Annotated in this window: 13 protein-coding genes; 6 read left to right on the forward strand and 7 right to left on the reverse strand. The window is 63.9% G+C overall.

The window, feature by feature from the left end; translation table 11 throughout:
• The first annotated feature begins 40 nt into the window (after positions 1-40).
• Together BTM36_RS22780 and BTM36_RS22785 are read left to right on the forward strand one after the other, a co-directional pair.
• Positions 41-448: a hemerythrin domain-containing protein gene (locus BTM36_RS22780; protein WP_006463846.1), complete on the forward strand. Its 408-nt coding sequence runs from the start codon at positions 41-43 to the stop codon at positions 446-448.
• Positions 449-649: 201 nt separating this feature from the next.
• Positions 650-1006: a hypothetical protein gene (locus tag BTM36_RS22785; RefSeq protein ID WP_006463847.1), complete on the forward strand. Its 357-nt coding sequence runs from the start codon at positions 650-652 to the stop codon at positions 1004-1006.
• A 12-nt stretch (positions 1007-1018) separates the two neighbouring features.
• On the opposite strand, the gene BTM36_RS22790 is transcribed toward BTM36_RS22785, so the two are convergent.
• On the reverse strand, positions 1019-2017 hold the full coding sequence (locus BTM36_RS22790) for a 2-hydroxyacid dehydrogenase (protein WP_077238072.1): 999 nt from the start codon (positions 2015-2017) through the stop codon (positions 1019-1021).
• 372 nt (positions 2018-2389) lie between these two features.
• Here BTM36_RS22790 and BTM36_RS22795 point away from each other — a divergent pair, with 372 nt between their 5' ends.
• Positions 2390-3676 carry an MFS transporter gene (locus BTM36_RS22795; RefSeq protein ID WP_006463849.1) on the forward strand — a complete coding sequence of 429 codons (1287 nt, stop codon included), beginning with the start codon at positions 2390-2392 and terminating at the stop codon, positions 3674-3676.
• Between the two features lie 89 nt (positions 3677-3765).
• Here the strand turns inward: BTM36_RS22795 and BTM36_RS22800 are convergent, their stop codons facing one another.
• Together BTM36_RS22800 and BTM36_RS22805 are read right to left on the reverse strand one after the other, a co-directional pair.
• Entirely contained in the window at positions 3766-4260 is a 495-nt protein-coding gene (locus tag BTM36_RS22800) for a GNAT family N-acetyltransferase (RefSeq protein ID WP_077238073.1), read from the reverse strand.
• Positions 4257-4538 carry a DUF1778 domain-containing protein gene (locus BTM36_RS22805; protein ID WP_077238074.1) on the reverse strand — a complete coding sequence of 94 codons (282 nt, stop codon included), beginning with the start codon at positions 4536-4538 and terminating at the stop codon, positions 4257-4259. Before BTM36_RS22805 ends, BTM36_RS22800 begins: the two co-directional genes overlap by 4 nt.
• 367 nt (positions 4539-4905) lie before the next feature.
• Here BTM36_RS22805 and BTM36_RS22810 point away from each other — a divergent pair, with 367 nt between their 5' ends.
• Positions 4906-7134 (forward strand): NADP-dependent isocitrate dehydrogenase, encoded by a 2229-nt coding sequence (locus tag BTM36_RS22810; RefSeq protein WP_006463853.1) that lies wholly within the window; start codon positions 4906-4908, stop codon positions 7132-7134.
• A gap of 676 nt (positions 7135-7810) precedes the next feature.
• On the opposite strand, the gene eutC is transcribed toward BTM36_RS22810, so the two are convergent.
• The 4 genes from eutC to eat form a co-directional block, all read right to left on the reverse strand.
• Positions 7811-8680 (reverse strand): ethanolamine ammonia-lyase subunit EutC, encoded by an 870-nt coding sequence (eutC, locus tag BTM36_RS22815; RefSeq protein WP_077238075.1) that lies wholly within the window; start codon positions 8678-8680, stop codon positions 7811-7813.
• Entirely contained in the window at positions 8677-10083 is a 1407-nt protein-coding gene (locus BTM36_RS22820) for an ethanolamine ammonia-lyase subunit EutB (protein WP_077238076.1), read from the reverse strand. The genes eutC and BTM36_RS22820 overlap by 4 nt, the downstream gene beginning before the upstream one ends.
• 76 nt (positions 10084-10159) lie before the next feature.
• The gene (locus BTM36_RS22825) at positions 10160-11482 is read right to left on the reverse strand and encodes an HAD family hydrolase (RefSeq protein ID WP_077238077.1); all 1323 of its coding nucleotides are present in this window, start codon (positions 11480-11482) and stop codon (positions 10160-10162) included.
• A gap of 50 nt (positions 11483-11532) precedes the next feature.
• Positions 11533-12915, reverse strand: a complete 1383-nt coding sequence (eat, locus tag BTM36_RS22830; RefSeq protein ID WP_077238078.1) for an ethanolamine permease — start codon at positions 12913-12915, stop codon at positions 11533-11535.
• A 218-nt stretch (positions 12916-13133) separates the two neighbouring features.
• Between eat and BTM36_RS22835 the strand changes: the two genes are divergently transcribed.
• Together BTM36_RS22835 and BTM36_RS22840 are read left to right on the forward strand one after the other, a co-directional pair.
• Positions 13134-14129 carry a helix-turn-helix domain-containing protein gene (locus tag BTM36_RS22835; protein WP_077238079.1) on the forward strand — a complete coding sequence of 332 codons (996 nt, stop codon included), beginning with the start codon at positions 13134-13136 and terminating at the stop codon, positions 14127-14129.
• Positions 14130-14196: 67 nt separating this feature from the next.
• A complete protein-coding gene (locus BTM36_RS22840) occupies positions 14197-15303 on the forward strand; it encodes a hypothetical protein (protein ID WP_077238080.1) in 1107 nt (368 codons plus the stop codon).

Consider the following 15303-nt stretch of genomic DNA (forward strand, 5'->3'; position numbering starts at 1 on the left):
GCCGGGTGCGGGTTCTTCCATCACCCATGAGTGAAACGATATGAACCTGGACAAATACCGCCGTGAACACGCCGACATCATCGGCCACGTACAACAACTCAAGGCCCTGTGCTCGCAGGGCATCGCCGAAGAGGCCGCCTCCATCGCCCGCGAAGTGATCGCGATGAGCTCGGTCATCAAGCTGCACCTGTCGGTGGAAGACCGCTACCTCTACCCTGCCATGCAGCAGGCCTCGCCCGCACTGGCCGCCAAGGCCAGGCATTATCAGGAGGAGATGCAGGACATCTCGGCGCAATACGCCCAGTTTTCGCGCCAATGGAATGACGCCCAGCGCATCGCGGAACAACCCGAACTGTTCCGTGCCGATGCCAATCGGGTGTTGAAGCTGCTGTTCGACCGCATTGGCCGTGAGAACCGGGACTTCTATCCCATGGTGGAAGCGGCGTAGCTTGTAGTGGGCGGCGCTGGCAGCCGGCGTCGCCCATTGCCCATCCTCGCTGCCATGCAGCAAAAAATTACCACTCTCGCGCCCAAATCCTAGCGCCATCGCCCTGATCACGTCTGATTATCAAGGCAGGATTGATTTCCGACAATTTTTCGCGACGCAGCAAATGCTAAGCTGGAGGCCCCTCCTCCTCCGAAAGAATTCATGTCCGAGAAACTCAGCGCCGAGCGCCACACCCCCGATGAGCTGACCCAGGAACTGGAAGCCCTGGACCTGGAGATCGTGCGCTTCGCCGTGATCTGCCAGGTGCGCCTGTTCGATCCGGGCGTGCTCAACCAGGTGATGGACAACAACGAGCAGATCTGCGGACAGTCCCACCCCACCGCCTTCCAGAGCCTGCGTGGCCTGCTCTACCTGCACTTTGACATGCACCGGCAGTTGGCCCAGACCTATGGCACGGCCGACGCAGAAGAGATCATCCATCGCGTGCGCGAGCACCTGCGTCCGCGCATCGGCGAGCAACTGGGTTCGCTGTTCAATACCCGCGGCGCTGCGGGTTGAAAGCAGCGCCGGTCAGGCCACCAGGCGTTCCCCGAGGCTGGCGCCGGTGGCGAAATCGCTGAGGTTGTCGATGGTGGTCTGCATGATCTGACCGATGGCTTCCTCGGTGAAGAAGGCCTGGTGACCGGTCACGATCACGTTGGGAAAGGACACCAGGCGCTGGATCACGTCGTCGGTGATGATGGTGGAGGACAGGTCCTGGAAGAACAGGCTGGCCTCCTGCTGATAGACATCGATGGCCAGGCCGCGCAGTTGGCCGCTCTTGAGGGCGGCGATGGCGGCCTCGGTATCCACCAGCGCGCCGCGGCTGGTATTGACCAGGATGCAGCCGGGCTTGGTGACCGCCAGGGTCTGCGCATTGACCAGATAGCGCGTGGCCTCGGTGAGCGGACAATGCAGCGAGATCACGTCACTGGCCGCGAACAAGGCCTCGCGCTCCACGTAACGGCCGCCCAGTGCCTCGAAATCCGGGTTGCGATGCACGTCGCTGCCCAGCACGGTGCAGCCGAAACCGGCCATGATGCGGGCAAACAGCGCACCGATCTTGCCGGTGCCGATCACGCCCACGGTCTTGCCGTGCAGGTCGAAACCCATCAAGCCATCCAGTTCGAAATTGCCTTCGCGCGTGCGCATGCTGGCGCGGGCGATCTTGCGATTGACCGCCAGCAGCAGACCCACCGCGAACTCGGCCACCGAATAAGGTGAATAATCGGCCACCCGCGCCACCGTGATGCCCAGCCTGCGCGCGGCCTGGATATCGATATGGTTGAATCCGGTGGAGCGGGTGGTGACAAAGCGTATGCCCTGGGCCGCCAGACGCTCCAGCACGGGTGCGCCGAGATCGTCGTTGACGAAGGCCGCCACCGCCTCGCAGCCGCTGCACAGTTGGGCGGTATCGCTGTCGAGCCGATCCTGCAGGAACACCAATTCGTGGCCCGCGCCAGACTGGGCATTGGCACGCAGGAGCAGGGTCTGGTCGTAGCGGCGGGCGCTGTAGACGGCGGTTTTCATGGAGACCTTTCGAGACGGGTGGAGATGGGAAACGGTGGGCGGGGCCGCAGAGCCGCACAAACGTGATGCGGCATTGCACCATATTTACGGCCAGCTTGCCTTGACGCAGTGCAGAACTACGCAAAACAACGCCGGAAAGCCCTTCTTTTGGCCGGATTGGCTCCCCAAGCTTTCATCCAGCTATCGAAAAAACCGATATTTGCTTCCATCCCGGGGCGGGGTGGTCCATGGCCGGGAATTCGGGCATAGAATCGGCGGCGCAATAGCTGTCCCCACAGAAAAGATCCTGACACAACCTGCCGCATGGCGGGACGAGACAGGCGCAAGACCGGAAGCAACACGGTCCGCCCAACAGATAACGAGGCACATATCATGACGACATCCACTTCTTCGCCGTCGAAGTTTTCCACGGTGCTGCGGGTTACCAGCGGCAACTTCATGGAAATGTTCGATTTCTTCCTGTTCGGTTTCTACGCGACGCACATCTCCAAGGCCTTCTTCCCGGGCGACAACGAGTTCGCGTCCCTGATGCTGACCTTCATGACCTTTGGCGCCGGCTTCCTGATGCGTCCGCTGGGTGCCATCATCCTGGGCGCCTACGTGGACCGCGTCGGTCGCCGCCAGGGCCTGATCGTGACCCTGGCCCTGATGGCGCTGGGCACCATGCTGATCGCCTTTGTCCCCTCCTACGCCACCATCGGCGCGCTGGCGCCCGTGCTGGTGCTGATCGGCCGCCTGCTGCAAGGCTTCTCGGCCGGCGTGGAACTGGGCGGTGTGTCGGTCTACCTGGCCGAAATGGCCACGCCCGGCCGCAAGGGCTTTTACGTGAGCTGGCAGTCCGGCAGCCAGCAGGTGGCCATCATCGTGGCGGCCGCCATCGGCTACGCACTCTCGACCACCCTCACCCCGGCCCAGGTCGGTGACTGGGGCTGGCGTATTCCCTTCTTCATCGGCTGCCTGATCGTGCCGGTGCTGTTCGTGATCCGCCGCTCGCTGCAGGAAACCGAAGAATTCATGCGCCGCAAGCATCGTCCGAGCACCGGCCAGATCTTCCGCTCCATGATCGAGAACTGGAAGCTGGTCATCGCCGGCATGATGCTGGTGTCGATGACGACCGTGTCGTTCTACCTGATCACGGTCTACACCCCGACCTTCGGCAAGAACGTCCTGAAGCTGTCCACCGAGGCCAGCCTGATCGTCACCTTGTGCGTGGGCGTGTCCAACTTCATCTGGCTGCCCATCATGGGCGCGCTGTCGGACCGCATCGGCCGTCGCCCCATCCTGGTGGCCTTCACGGTACTGACCATCCTGACCGCCTACCCGGCCGTGAACTGGCTGGTGCATGACGCCACCTTCGGCAAGATGCTGATCGTGGAACTGTGGCTGTCCTTCCTCTACGCCAGCTACAACGGCGCGATGGTGGTGGCACTGACCGAGGTGATGCCGGCCGACGTGCGTACCGCAGGTTTCTCGCTGGCCTACAGCCTGGCCACGGCAGTGTTCGGCGGCTTCACCCCGGCCATCGCCACCGGCCTGATCCAGGCCACCGGCGACAAGGCGGCGCCTGGCATCTGGATGAGCGCAGCCGCGGTGTGCGGTCTGATCGCCACCCTGATCCTCTACCGCAACAAGACCGCACAGCAGGTGGCTGCAGCCTGACAAGCGTTTTTGCAATAGCTATTGGAATGATGGGCCGCTGAAGCTAAGCGGCCCTTTTTTATGCGCGCAAGCAACGGCGCGCCATAGGGTCAGCGCAGGCTGGACAAGGGCAGGAACAGGGTGAGCGGTGCATCCTGCAGTTCGATGAACCCGTGATGACGGTAAAAAGCGGCTGCCTGCGGGTCCTTCGCCTCGACCACCATGACCGCCCCTGGAATCTCGGCTGCCACTGCCCGGCGCATGGCATTGACCAGCAGCGCGCTACCGAGGCCGCGCCCCTTGAACTCCCTGTCCACGGCAAGGCGGCCCATGCGGATGGCCGGGATTGCGCCATAGCGCGGCAGCTTGCGTCGTAGATCATCCGGCAGTCCGGTCAACGGCACGCTGGCACTGGCCAGGGTGTAATAGGCGGCGATGCGCTGGCTGTCATCGAGAGCGACAAAGCAGGCGGCCACGCGACGACGGATGTCCTGCGAGACCTGCTCCCGCAGGTAGCGGTTTAGTGCAAGTACGCCGCAGTCGAAGCGGCTACGATCATGAATCCCGGTCTCCAGCGCCGTCACCAGGAACGGCGGGCGCGTCATTCTTCAGTGCGCAGAAGCTCGTCATGACGCGCCATGGCGCGTTTGAGGGCGGGCGATGGCGATGGAGGCGCCAGCAATGCGTCCGCGAAACGCTGCTGGTCCTGAAGTGAAAGGCGGATCACATCGGCCTGCTCGATGGCCTTTTGCGCAGCCTCCTGCACGGCGCTTACGACGAAATCAGTCAGCGTACGACCTTCGATCTCGGCGGCACGCTTGAGTAATTGCTGCAATTCAGGACTGATCCGGGCTTCGAGCCTGGCGGTTGAGACGGCGGGCATGATGTTTTCCTCCGGAAGTCATTGTACGGCAAATTGCCGGACATATTCAAAAGTTCAGGCTGAGACACTAACCCGGTTTGGCGAAGAACACGGCAAGCGGGAAATCAATCCAGGGAAATACAAAAATTTCTTCAAGTCTTATATAAGAGTTGAAGCATTTCCGGCCGCTTAGGAGTAAACTACCGCTGTTTTTTGCCGCGGCCCTCTGGCAGCAGTACGCCGGGAACGCCGCCCCGGGAGACGAATTTCCGCGCAGCAAGCCGACAAGGAGATGGCACCAGTCCAGGCCGACAGAGCAAGGACGGGCCATCCGGCGCTGCGAGGATCGCACCAAAGCACATCAACACACCAACGCAAGGACATCATCGTGACTACTGGCAACCCGACCATCATCTATACGCTGACCGACGAGGCACCCTATCTGGCGACCCACTCGCTCTTGCCCATCGTCAAGAAGTTCACCGCTCCGGCTGGCATCGACGTCGTCGAAAGCGATATTTCGGTGGCTGCTCGTATCTTGGCTGAATTCCCGGAGTACCTCACCGATGAGCAGAAAGTCCCCGACAACCTGGCCGCACTGGGCGCACTGACCCAGAGCCCGGACGCCAACATCATCAAGCTGCCCAACATCAGCGCCTCCATCCTGCAGCTGCAAGCGGCCATCCGCGAACTGCAGGCACGCGGCTACAAGCTGCCCGACTATCCGGAAAACCCCTCCACCGACGAAGAGAAGGCCCTGCAAAAGCGCTACGCCAAGGTCACCGGCAGCGCCGTGAACCCGGTCCTGCGCGAAGGCAACTCCGATCGCCGCGCACCCAACGCCGTCAAGAACTACGCCCGCAAGCACCCGCACTCGATGGCCAAGTGGTCCATGGCCTCGCGCACCCACGTGGCGCACATGCACGGCGGCGACTTCTACGCCGGTGAAAAGAGCCTGACCCTGGACAAGGCCGTCGACGTCAAGATGGACCTGGTCACCAAGTCCGGTGAAACCATCGTCCTGAAGTCCAAGGTCTCGCTGCAGGCCGGTGAAATCATCGACAGCATGTTCATGAGCAAGAAGGCCCTGTGCGCCTACTACGAAGAACAGATGCAGGACGCCTTCGATACCGACCTGCTGCTGTCGGTGCACGTCAAGGCCACCATGATGAAGGTCTCGCACCCCATCGTCTTCGGCCACGCCGTGCGTACCTACTACAAGGACACTTTCGCCAAGCACGCCGCCCTGTTCGCCGAGATCGGCGTGAACCCGAACAACGGCATGTCGGGTGTCTATGAAAAGATCAACACCCTGCCCGAAGCCAAGAAGGCTGAAGTGCTGGCCGACCTGAAGGCCGACGAAGCCAAACGTCCGCGCCTGGCCATGGTGGACTCCGCCAAGGGCATCACCAACCTGCACGCCCCCAACGACGTGATCGTCGATGCCTCCATGCCGGCCATGATCCGCGCGGGTGGCAAGATGTGGAACGCCGCCGGCAAGACCGAAGACACCAAGGCCCTGCTGCCGGAATCGACCTTCGCCCGCATCTATCAGGAAATCATCAATTTCTGCAAGACCAACGGCGCCTTCGACCCGACCACCATGGGTACCGTGCCCAACGTCGGCCTGATGGCCCAGAAGGCCGAGGAATACGGTTCGCACGACAAGACCTTCGAAATCGCGCAAGCCGGCGTGGCCCGCATCGTCACGCTGGACGGCCAGGTCCTGCTGGAGCAGAACGTGGAAGAAGGCGACATCTGGCGCATGTGCCAGGTCAAAGACGCAGCGGTGCGCGACTGGGTCAAGCTGGCCGTGACCCGCGCCCGCCTGTCCGGCATGCCGGCCGTGTTCTGGCTGGACCCGTACCGTCCGCACGAAGCCGAACTGATCAAGAAGGTCAACACCTACCTGAAGGATCACGACCTGACCGGTGCCAACATCCAGATCATGTCGCAAGTGCGCGCCATGCGTTACACCCTGGAACGCGTCATCCGTGGCCAGGACACCATCTCGGTAACCGGCAACATCCTGCGCGATTACCTGACCGACCTGTTCCCGATCATGGAACTGGGTACCTCGGCCAAGATGCTGTCGATCGTTCCGCTGATGGCCGGCGGCGGCATGTTCGAAACCGGCGCTGGCGGCTCGGCGCCCAAGCACGTCCAACAGCTGGTCGGTGAAAACCACCTGCGCTGGGATTCGCTGGGTGAATTCCTGGCCCTGGCCGTGTCCATCGAGGACGTGGGCATCAAGACCGGCAACAACCGCGCCAAGGTGCTGGCCAAGACCCTGGACGCCGCCACCGGCAAGCTGCTGGACAACAACAAGTCGCCCTCGCCCAAGACCGGTGAACTGGACAACCGCGGCAGCCACTTCTACCTGGCCATGTACTGGGCCCAGGAACTGGCCGCGCAGAAGGACGACGCCGATCTGGCCAAGCAGTTCGCACCGCTGGCCAAGGCACTGACCGACAACGAGCAGAAGATCGTGGAAGAGCTCAATGCGGTGCAGGGCAAGGAAGTGGACATCGGCGGCTACTACCTGCCGGACCGCGAAAAGACCTTCGCCGTGATGCGTCCGAGCGCCACGCTGAACAAGGCGCTGGAATCGCTGTAAGGCGCCTTCATCTGCCGGAGGGTAGCTGGAGCACCCTCCGGCAGTAAAAACGGAAAGGCCGCGAATGCAAGTTCGCGGTCTTTTTGCTTTTTGCGGGCTGAGCCTGCATGGCAGGGCCATGCGGGAAAGCTGCTGGTGAACCGACTACCATTCGGACTGAGTAGCCGCACATCAGTGCGGCGTATCGAAGGCGCGCATGCCGGTGAGTCTTCGATACGCGGCAGAGCCGCTACTCAGTCCGAACGGCCTTCTTGAATAGCGGCAAACCAACCGACTACCGTTCGGACTGAGTAGCCGCACGTCAGTGCGGCGTATCGAAGGCGCGCATGCCGGTGAGTCTTCGATACGCGGCAGAGCCGCTACTCAGTCCGAACGGCCATCTTGAATAGCGGAAAACCAATCGACTACCGTTCGGACCGAGTAGCCGCACATCAGTGCGGCGTATCGAAGGCGCGCATGCCGGTGAGTCTTCGATACGCGGCAAAGCCGCTACTCAGTCCGAACGGCCATCTTGAATAGCGGAAAACCAACCGACTACCGTTCGGACTGAGTAGCCGCACGTCAGTGCGGCGTATCGAAGGCGCGCATGCCGGTGAGTCTTCGATACGCGGCAGAGCCGCTACTCAGTCCGAACGGTTCTCAGGGCATCCTCCCATGATCATGTGCCGGCCCGATTTCAGGCGCCATCGAGCAGGAAATTGCGCCGCACATCCAGTTCCGCGCCCTCGCCAGCCGTCTCATCCTTCAAGGCCACGCCCGACAGACTGCGCTGGTGCGCCTGGGCCATCAGGTAATGCAGCTTGTAGGCCGCTTCCGGATAGGGCAAGCCCTCCGGGCGTACGTTGGAAATGCAGTTGCGGCTGGCATCGGTCAATCCGCGTGCCGGCATCCAGGTCAGGTACAGGCCCATGCTGTCGGGTGAGCTCAGGCCCGGGCGCTCGCCGATCAGGATCACCACCAGCTTCACGCCCAGCAATTCCCCGATCTCGTCAGCCACCGCCACCCGGCCCTGCTGCACGATCACCGGCGGCGCCATGGTCCAGCCTTCCGGTGCGATGCGTCGCATCACCTCGCCCAGGAAAGGTGCGGCATTGCGCAAGATCGCGCGGGCCGAGAGGCCATCGGCGATGACGAAGCCGACGTCGTAGCTGCGTGGCGCCTGGCTGCCGAAACGCGCCAGCAACAGTTGGCGCGATGCCTCCGAGAGCTTGCGTCCGAAGTCAGGGCGCTGCAGATAGACCAGGCGGTCCGTTGCTGCGCTCTGGACCTGCAGTACGTCTTCGGCAGCGCAGATGCCCTGCTGCTGCAACTGTGCCGTCAAGGCTGCCACATCCAGCGGCAGATGCACGGCATCCCGCGCCTGCGCATGCGCCAGCTGGAAGGCCAATTGCGGCGCGGTCGGCAGGCTGACGCCGCTGCGCCCCAGGGCGATGCGTGCAGCGGTGAAACGGCGTAGCGCTTCCCACGGATTGGTCGTGACCGATTCCGCACCGGGGCTGACGTTTTCTGCACCTGAAGGGGAAATGGGCTGGTCGTCCATGATCATTGCAGCCGCAGCAAGGTATCGCGAAAACCCGGTGCCATGTCGGCATGCAGGCGGAAGGCGGCGTCGTCGCTGCCCTGGTTGAAGATCTGCATCCGGTGCAGCCAGGCCTCGAACTCGGGCGCGGGGCGCGAACCCAGCACCCGGCGCGCATACAGGGCATCGTGGAAGGATGTGGTCTGGTAGTTCAGCATGATGTCGTCCGAGCCGGGGATGCCCATCACGAAGGTACAGCCGGCCACGCCCAGCAGGGTCAGCAGCACGTCCATGTCGTTCTGGTCGGCCTCGGCGTGGTTGGTGTAGCAGACGTCGCAGCCCATGGGCAGGCCCAGCAGCTTGGCGCAGAAGTGGTCTTCCAGACCGGCGCGGATGATCTGCTTGCCATCGTAGAGATATTCGGGACCGATGAAGCCGACCACGGTATTCACCAGCAGCGGCTTGAACGCCCGCGCCACCGCATAGGCCCGGGCCTCGCAGGTCTGCTGGTCGATCCCGTGATGGGCATTGGCCGAGAGCGCACTGCCCTGCCCGGTCTCGAAATACATGACGTTGTCGCCCACGGTACCGCGCTTGAGCGACAAGGCGGCTTCACGCGCCTCGCCCAGCAGGTAGAGGTCGATGCCGAAGCTGCGGTTGGCGGCCTCGGTGCCGGCAACCGACTGGAATACCAGGTCCACCGGCGCACCGCGCTCAATGGCGGCAATCGTGTTGGTGACGTGGGTCAGCACGCAGGATTGGGTGGGGATGTCATAGCGCGCAATGACGTCGGCCATCATGCCGACCAGCTTGACCACCTGCGGCACGTTGTCGGTGGCGGGGTTGATGCCGATGACGGCGTCGCCGTTTCCGTACATCAGGCCATCGAGCATGCTGGCGGCGATGCCGCTGGCGTCGTCAGTCGGATGATTGGGCTGCAGGCGGGTCGAGAGCCGGCCCGGCAGGCCGATGGTGTTGCGAAAGGCCGTCACCACGCGGCACTTCTTGGCGACCAGGATCAGGTCCTGGTTGCGCATGATCTTGCTGACGGCCGCAGCCATCTCCGGGGTGATGCCGGGCGCCACCGCTGCCAGCACGGTGCTGTCGGTGTCGTCGGCCAGCAGCCAGTTGCGCAGGTCGCCTATGGTGAGATGGGCGATGGGCGCGAAGGCGGCGCGGTCGTGGCTGTCGAGGATGAGACGGGTGATCTCGTCCTCTTCATAGGGGATGAGCGGCTCTTCCAGGAAGAGCTTCAGCGGCAGATCGGCCAGCGCCATCTGCGCAATCGCCCGCTCTTCGGCGCTGCCCGCCGCCACCCCGGCCAGCAGGTCGCCCGAGCGCGCCGGGCTGGCCTTGGCCATCAGGTCCTTGAGATCGCGAAACACGTAGCTGGCGCTACCTGCGCTGTGCCGGAAACGGTGTTCGGCCATGATGCTGCTCCTCCTTGTTCGCCGGAGCCGGTGCTGCCGTGGGTGGCGGCACCGGCCCGGTCTTGCACCCTGCCGCTCAGCTGGTGAGCAGTTGCGGTGCGGTCTTGCCGTATTTGATGCTGGTTTCGGCCGGCACCCAGTTGCCGGTCGATTCCTGCCGGCCCTGCAGCAGGAAGCGCGGCTTGTCGGTGCTGATCTGGTCGGCCGCCAGCTTGGACAGCTCACCGATCTTGCCGTTCTTCATGCGGTTGACGATGAGCCCGAAACGGGTCTCCGGGAAGTCCCGCAGCATATCGTAATCGCCATCGCTATCGCCTGCCACGAACAGCGGCCCGTAGCCCTTCTGCGCCACCAGCACCTGCTTGATGGCGACCGTCTTGCCCGGCCCCCAGGTCAGCGGCCAGTCCTTGAGGTAGGCATTGCGGAAGGCCTGGCCGTTGCGCTCCAGACGCAGGCCGATGACGTTGTCACGCGTGACGTGGTAACCGTACTTGGGATGGGTCGCGAACACCGCCACCACATCTTCCAGCGAGGCGGTACAGACATAGACGTCGATGCCGTTGCGACGCAGGCTGTCCATCAGGGTGGCGATTTCGGTGCACAGGCGGATGCCGTGGAAGTGCGACACGCTCACCACGCCCGCCTTGCCCGGACGGTCGGCCGGGCTGGTGTACTTGACCTTGGTCAGCGCAGCGCCCAGTGCGGCATCATTGGAGGCCTCGGCCAGGGCGCTTACCTCGGCCACGCTCATGTTGGCGAAGAAATAGATCACCCACGGATAGCCCACGTTCACACCATGGGTGTCGTTGACCGCTTCGTAGAGGTAATACAGCTTGGCGCGGAAGTCCTGGAACTCGGTGGTGGCCGTCACTTCCTCCAGCGACTTGCTGCCGGCCATGCCCTTGTAGTTGGCGTGCAGGAAGGCATAGTCGGCGTCCAGGTCGGCGCAGATGGAGTCGAGGTCGACGATCTGGCCGGCGGCGTTCTTGAAGTCCTTGCTGAACGGACCCGGCGGCACGTTCTGGCGCGTGATGGCGGCGAACTCGGCCGGGCTCAGCTTGAAGGACAGCGTATTGATCTGGTACATCAGCAGCGCTTCCTCGCAGTCGTTCATGATGCTGGTGTTGTCCCAGTCAAAGACCGCGTAGGGGCGCTTGCCGGACTGGTAGCCCGGCGCCAGCTTGCCGTGTTCGGCGATCATCTGCGCCACCATGTCGTGATTGCGCATGGCCCACTTGGCGCGGTCCAGCGCCACCTCGGCGCGGCTGGCTGCATGGGCCGGGCTGGCCAGGGTCGCCATCGTGCCGCCGGCGGCAGCGGCCAGCAGGCCGCCCAGGAAGCCACGGCGTTGCAGCGCGGGCGGGTGGGAGTCGGTGGTCGGTGTGTGTTTGTTGTTCATGATGGCCTTGGGGAAATAAAAGTTTTATATCGTTTGGAAAATCATGCCGCTCAGGATTTCGCCATCGCCGCCGCACCCTCCGCCCGGTGTCGCGCCGTTGCCAGGAACCAGGCATAGCCCAGGGCCAGCAGGCCGACGAAGATGCCGAAGATCAGCGGGTTGTAATAGATCATGGTGGCCATGCACACCAGCGCGCCGAACAGCGCAAAGGCCGGGAAGTACGGGTACAGGGGTGCCCGGAACGGGCGCTCCAGGCCGGCCTCGTCGCGGCGCAGGCGGAACAGCGAGAGCATCGACAGGATGTACATCAGGATCGCGCCGAACACCGACATGGTGACGATGTTGGCGGTGAGGGTCTGGCCGCCGATCTTGATGAGTTCATCGCTGTAGATGGCGGCAATGCCCACCACGCCGCCGGCCAGGATGGCCCGGTGCGGGGTCTTGAAACGGGGATGGACACGGGCGAAGTAAGCCGGCAGGTAACCCTCCCGGGCCAGGGCGAAGATCTGCCGCGAATAACCCAGGATGATGCCGTGGAAGGACGCCACCAGACCGAACAGGCCCAGCCACACCAGCATGTGCAGCCAGTTGCTGTTCTCGCCGACGATCAGCTTCATGGCCTGCGGCAACGGGTCGTTGATGTTGGCCAACTTGGTCCAGTCACCCACGCCACCGGCGAAGAGCATCACGCCGATGGCCAGCACCACCAGCGTCAGGATGCCGGTGATATAGGCGATGGGGATGGAGCGACGCGGGTCCTTGGCTTCCTCGGCGGCCATGGCCACGCCTTCGATGGCCAGGAAGAACCAGATCGCGAACGGGATCGCCGCAAACATGCCCGGCACCGCCGCCAGGCTGAAGCCATCGCTGCCCGACCAGCCGCCCTTGGTGAAGTTGGCCATCGAGAAGCCCGGCGCCACCACGCCCATGAAGACCAGCAGTTCGAAGATCGCCAGCAGCGTCACGCACAGCTCAAAGGTGGCGGCGATCTGCACCCCCACGATATTGAGCGTCATGAAGACCAGATAGGCGCCCAGCGCGGCCAGCTTGGGGTCGAGCGCCGGAAACTGCACGTTCAGATAGGCCCCGATGGCCAGCGCAATGGCCGGCGGCGCGAAGACGAACTCGATCAGCGTGGCTGCCCCGGCCAGGTAACCGCCCACCGGCCCGAAGGCGCGCTTGCTGTAGGCGAACGGGCCGCCGGCATGGGGGATGGAGGTCGTCAGTTCGGTAAAGCTGAAGATGAAGGTGGCGTACATGGCCGCGATGAACAGCGCCGTCACCGTAAAGCCCAGCGTGCCGGCGCTGGCCCAGCCGTAGCTCCAGCCGAAATACTCACCAGAGATCACCAGCCCGACCGCGATGGCCCAGAGCTGCAGGGTGGACAGGACGGGCTTGAGCGTATGCCCCTGCCCTGAAGAGCTTGCATTCATCGGATTCTCCTGTTGGCGCGAGAGGTGGGCCGCACTGTGGCGGCCGTCAGGGTGGCAAAAGAGCCATCTTTGCGGGCATGCGGCTTGCTTGATTTTGATCAAGACGCTGCCCTAGCGACGCAATATAGCAACGGCCAAATCGGCGGCGTTATCGAAATTCGGCAAAACTGCGTCGCCTGCGGGCGGCTATCGATGCCACTCATCTATGGAGTCGTCCCATGTCCTCTCTTGCACTGTCCCAGCCTGACACAGTGGCAACGCACAGCCGGCGGGCATTGCGCACCGCCGTTGCGCGTGACGTGGACGAACATGCCCATAACCTCACCGACTGGGAGCAGCGCTACGACCAGTTGGCCTGCGGCAGCTTCGAGGGTGTGCTGCAGGAATGGCAGAGCGAAGGTCTGCAGATCTTCCGCGAGGCCGGCAGCCGTGCCGTGCGCCAGTCCTGCCAGGTGTGGCCGGATGCCTACTGGTTCGGCATCGAGGTGCGCACCATGGGCATGCGCATCAATGGCCGCCTGGTGCCACAGGACGTGGTGATGACCCGACCCGGCGCCTGCGATTTCGAACTGGTCACGCCGGATCAACATGACATCTTCGGTGTCGTGGTCCAGCGCGACGCCCTGCAGGCCAGCGCCGCCCGGCTCGGCTGCCAGCCCGACTGGCGCCGGCTGGGTCAGGCCGAAATGCTGAAGGTCGATGCCGGCGGCCTGGACGATTGCCGCCACCAGATCGGCGCCCTGCTCGCGCTGGCCGGCCAGGCCAGCGGCCAGGCAGCCCATGCCGCCCTGCAACTGCGCCAGGAAGCGGTGCTGGTCTCGCTGCTGGCACTGCTGGACGAAGGCGACATCGAAGCCGAGGCGGGCGCCAGCCTGTTGCGCCGCCGTCGCATCGTCAACGACGCCCGCGATCTGGCCCTGGCCCATCAGGAAAGCCCGGTCACCGTGCCCATGCTGTGCGAGGCATTACATGTGAGCCGGCGAACGCTGCAATACTGTTTCGAGGATGTGCTGGGCGTGAGCCCGATGAGCTACCTGCGCCTGCTGCGCCTGAATGGCGTGCGCCGCGCGCTGGCCCATGGCGATGGCCGACAGCCCATCGGCGACATTGCGGCGGCCTGGGGTTTCAGCAATTTCAGCCAGTTCTCGTGCGACTACAAGAAACTGTTCGGCCAGTCGCCCTCGGCCATGCTGCAGGCCCGCACACCGCACTGAGCGGGCCGGGCATTTGCCGGCTATAGTGGCAGGCCGACGCACGCACAGGCTCGCCACCTTTGAGACCATGGCCCGACCTCCCTCTTCCCTGATGTCCCTCGCCTTCGCCCTGGCGTTGCTGCTGACCTCCCTCCTGGGCCACTGTGCCTCTGCCTCCGCTGCATCCACTGCCAGCGGCGACGCGATGCGCCAGCCTTTGCTGCTGGAAGGCCCTGCTCGCCCGCCCTACACCTTCGGCCTGTATGCCAATGCCGATCTGGGCCGGTTGCCAAGTCACGTGCGGCAGGCCGTGGTGATCCTGCACGGCGTCAAGCGCAACGCCGATGATTACTTCGCCATCGGTCAACACCTGCTGACGATGGCCGGTCTGGCAGCGTCCGACAACTTGCTGCTGGCCCCCAACTTCATGGCCCACAAGGACCGTGGCGTGCTGCCGGGCATGCCGGTATGGGGCGGCGGCGCCTGGATGCAGGGCGAACCGTCGGCGCGGGGCGTGACGGGGATCACCAGTTTCCAGGTGCTGGACGACCTGCTGCGCTGGCTGGGTGACCCGCGGCGCTTTCCGGACCTGCGCGAGATCGTGCTGATCGGCCATTCGGCCGGGGCGCAGCTGCTGCAGCGCTACGCGGTGTTGAATGCGGTCACGGAAGAGCTGCAACAGACGGGCATCCATGTGCGCTATGTCATCTCCAGCCCCTCCTCCTACCTCTACCTGAGCCCGGAGCGCCCGCTCGGCGACGGCTTTGCCATCCCGACTAGGCAGATGCAGGCCTGTCCGCGCTACGACGACTACCGCTACGGGCTGCAGCATGCGCCCGCCTACCTGCCGCCACCGCAGCTGGACGGACGCCAGCTGTTTGCCCGCTATGCCGCCCGGGACGTGCGCTACATGGTGGGTGCTCGCGACACTGATCCGCAACACCGCTACCTCGACCATGCCTGCGGCGCGGCGATGCAAGGCCAGACCCGGGTGGCGCGACAACTGGCCTACGTGGGCAGCGAACGCGACCTGTCGCAGCGCTGGCAGATTCCGGTCGATCATCCGCAACGGCAGATCCCCGGCGCCGCCCATGGTGCGGCGCGGCTGTTCGGGGCGCCGGAGGCGGTGCAGTGGATCTTCCCCCCACCGTCTGGCGCGGCACGACGTGAAAGCGCTGGCAGTCGTCTGCCATAG

Source organism: Herbaspirillum sp. VT-16-41 (assembly GCF_001994935.1).
GTDB lineage: Bacteria > Pseudomonadota > Gammaproteobacteria > Burkholderiales > Burkholderiaceae_D > Herbaspirillum > Herbaspirillum frisingense.

Excerpts from the sequence above, each read along its gene's own strand:
- BTM36_RS22780 (WP_006463846.1), top strand. The coding sequence starts at position 41 with ATGAACCTGGACAAATACCGCCGTGAACACGCCGACATCATCGGCCAC.
- BTM36_RS22785 (WP_006463847.1), top strand. The coding sequence starts at position 650 with ATGTCCGAGAAACTCAGCGCCGAGCGCCACACCCCCGATGAGCTGACC.
- BTM36_RS22790 (WP_077238072.1), bottom strand. The coding sequence starts at position 2,017 with ATGAAAACCGCCGTCTACAGCGCCCGCCGCTACGACCAGACCCTGCTC.
- BTM36_RS22795 (WP_006463849.1), top strand. The coding sequence starts at position 2,390 with ATGACGACATCCACTTCTTCGCCGTCGAAGTTTTCCACGGTGCTGCGG.
- BTM36_RS22800 (WP_077238073.1), bottom strand. The coding sequence starts at position 4,260 with ATGACGCGCCCGCCGTTCCTGGTGACGGCGCTGGAGACCGGGATTCAT.
- BTM36_RS22805 (WP_077238074.1), bottom strand. The coding sequence starts at position 4,538 with ATGCCCGCCGTCTCAACCGCCAGGCTCGAAGCCCGGATCAGTCCTGAA.
- eutC (WP_077238075.1), bottom strand. The coding sequence starts at position 8,680 with ATGATCATGGACGACCAGCCCATTTCCCCTTCAGGTGCAGAAAACGTC.
- BTM36_RS22820 (WP_077238076.1), bottom strand. The coding sequence starts at position 10,083 with ATGGCCGAACACCGTTTCCGGCACAGCGCAGGTAGCGCCAGCTACGTG.
- BTM36_RS22825 (WP_077238077.1), bottom strand. The coding sequence starts at position 11,482 with ATGAACAACAAACACACACCGACCACCGACTCCCACCCGCCCGCGCTG.
- eat (WP_077238078.1), bottom strand. The coding sequence starts at position 12,915 with ATGAATGCAAGCTCTTCAGGGCAGGGGCATACGCTCAAGCCCGTCCTG.
- BTM36_RS22835 (WP_077238079.1), top strand. The coding sequence starts at position 13,134 with ATGTCCTCTCTTGCACTGTCCCAGCCTGACACAGTGGCAACGCACAGC.
- BTM36_RS22840 (WP_077238080.1), top strand. The coding sequence starts at position 14,197 with ATGGCCCGACCTCCCTCTTCCCTGATGTCCCTCGCCTTCGCCCTGGCG.